Raw genomic sequence first — 2598 nt, 5'->3', positions numbered from 1 at the left:
TGTTTACAAGGAAGAATATGGAACTGAGGCTGAGGTTATGGCCATTCATGCAGGACTGGAATGCGGTTTCTTCATTGAGAAGATTCCAGAAATGGATGCGGTATCTTTTGGACCTGAAATGTATGACATTCATACACCCGGCGAGCATCTCAGCATTTCATCTACAGAGAGGACATTCAATCTTTTAAAGAGTATTCTGAAGAAAATTAAATAGAATAAAGTTGTTGATAGTGGAGTCATATATGAAAAGTGTATGACTCCTTTTAAATTAATATAAATAATTCTTGCTTATTATTTAGTTAATGATATAATGGTACGATTAAACAAAAAAGGATGAGATAATGTTAATACAAGAATTACAAGTAAAAAAAGAATTAATTAAAGGTTTAGAAGACATGGGGTTTGAAAGATTAACTCCGATACAGATAGAAGTTATGGGACCAATAAGTGAAGGCAAGGATGTAATAGGCCAGGCTCATACAGGTACTGGAAAAACGGCAGCTTTTGCCATTCCAGTAGTAAACAATATAGATACAAGCATAAACAAGCCACAGTGTTTAGTTCTTTGCCCTACAAGAGAACTGGCAGTACAGGTGAAAAAGGAAATCAAAAACATAACTGCACATATGAACATAAGATCCACTGCCGTGTATGGTGGTGCTCCTGTTGTTGACCAAATAAAGAAAATCAGAAGGGGAAGCCATATAATAGTTGGTACTCCGGGAAGAACAATAGATTTGATCAAAAGAAAGGTAATATCATTTAGCAATATCAAGACTGTAATACTTGATGAGGCGGATGAAATGCTGAAAATGGGTTTCAGAGAGGATATTGAGACAATCCTTGAAAGTGCCAATGAAGACATTCAGATGCTTTTCTTCTCGGCAACAATACCCAAGGAAGTAAGAAACCTTAAGAATAAATATCAAAATGACCCTGTTTTTATAAAAACTGTTACAGATGAAGTAACATCAAGTACAATCAACCAAAGTTATTATATAGTTAAACATTCAAAGAAGGTTGAAGCATTGGAAAGGATTCTGAGTATTTACTCTCCTAAGCTGGCACTTGTTTTCTGCAATACCAAGCGAATGGTTGACGAAGTAGCAGGGCAGATGATGGAAAAGGGATACAACTGTGATAAAATCCATGGAGATATAAAGCAGACTACGAGAATGGATGTTCTAAGCAAGTTCAACAATGGCGTCATAGACGTACTTATTGCTACTGATGTTGCGGCAAGAGGCTTGGATATAAAGAATGTTGAAGCTGTAATAAATTATGACGTACCTGAAAAAGAGGACTATTATGTTCATAGGGTAGGACGTACTGGTAGGGCTGGAAAACAGGGTTATTCCTTTACTCTTTCATCATACAGAGATCTAGAAAGAATTAAAAGTATTGAAAGGTACACAAAAAAGGAAATAAGAAAGAGAAATATTCCTACTGCAGAGAGAGTTCTTGATGTAAAAAAAGAAAAACTTGTTAATACAGTTTTAGATTACATAAATAACGAAGATTTGACTGAAGTTGATGGATTGCTAGGAATGTTTAATGAAGCTGAAATAAATATGGAAGATGCTGTAAAGGCACTTATCATGATGAATAACAACTTCAAAGCGGCTGCTTACGAAGAAGACCTCAATGATGAATTTAGAAAGAAATCTTCTAATTCAAAAGGAAAAGGAAAAGGAAAAGGTAAAGGTAAGAGAAATCAGTCAAACCCTGATGATTACGATAGATATTATATACAAGTCGGCAAGAAGGATAAAGCTAGAGAAAGCGATATTCTTGGAGCAGTAGCTGGAGAATGCAAGATTTCATCAGCTGAGGTAGGTAAAATTGATATTTATGAGACTTTTTCATTCTTCAATGTAGTGAAGGCTGAAAGAAAAAATATACTTGATAAAATGAAAAATGTTAAGATAAAAGGAAGAAGCGTTAGCGCTGAGCTGACAAGAAAAAGAAAATAGCCGGTGATAATATGAAATTTGAATTGATTGCACTGGATCTGGACGGAACACTTCTGAACAGAGAAAAGAAAATTGATTTAAGAACAGCTGATTATTTAAAAAAACTTAAAAACAGTAGTATTGAAATAGTAATAGCAACTGGAAGGAGTCATTTCGATGCAATCAAGTTGACAGAAAACCTTGATTTTGAGTTTGATATCATATCAAACAACGGTTCTGTTACGAGGAATAGATTGAATCATGTACGTATTGATTTTAACTATATCAAAAATGATGATTTCCAGAAGCTAGTTGAAAAATCAAGAGAATATGATTTGCATCCAATTGTCTATGTAGATAAGTTTGAGGATGATTTCGACATAGTCATAGAACACAAACATGATTTTTCAGCATACAACGGGTACATGTGCAAGGCTGAAAGAAGATTCAGAAGAATGAACTTCAAAGAATACTGTGATGACGATATTCTTTCGGTCTGCTATACAGGCGATCTTCATGACTTGAACAATCTAAGAGATAAAATTGTTGAGCTTTATCCTTCAAAATACAATACTGTTACATCTATAAACTTGAGCATCAATGCACTTCTTGAATTTCTTGACGTAAGAGGATGCAAGTGGGAAGC

General features: G+C 34.6%; 2 protein-coding genes and 1 pseudogene. All 3 read left to right on the top strand.

Features of this window, described 5'->3' with window-relative positions; all coding sequences use genetic code 11:
• A pseudogene (locus AC3AX0_RS11255) lies at positions 1-214 on the top strand (aminoacyl-histidine dipeptidase); the annotation flags it as partial.
• Between the two features lie 127 nt (positions 215-341).
• Positions 342-1973 (top strand): DEAD/DEAH box helicase, encoded by a 1632-nt coding sequence (locus AC3AX0_RS11250; protein WP_487550377.1) that lies wholly within the window; start codon positions 342-344, stop codon positions 1971-1973.
• A gap of 11 nt (positions 1974-1984) precedes the next feature.
• On the top strand, positions 1985-2598 hold a 614-nt coding region (locus AC3AX0_RS11245; protein WP_487550376.1), incomplete at its 3' end, for an HAD family hydrolase.

Source organism: Dethiosulfatibacter sp., assembly GCF_983023055.1.
This window is presented reverse-complemented; position numbering and strand designations above follow the sequence as displayed.

Coding starts and splice junctions, on each gene's coding strand:
- AC3AX0_RS11250 (WP_487550377.1), top strand. CDS start 342: ATGTTAATACAAGAATTACAAGTAAAAAAAGAATTAATTAAAGGTTTA.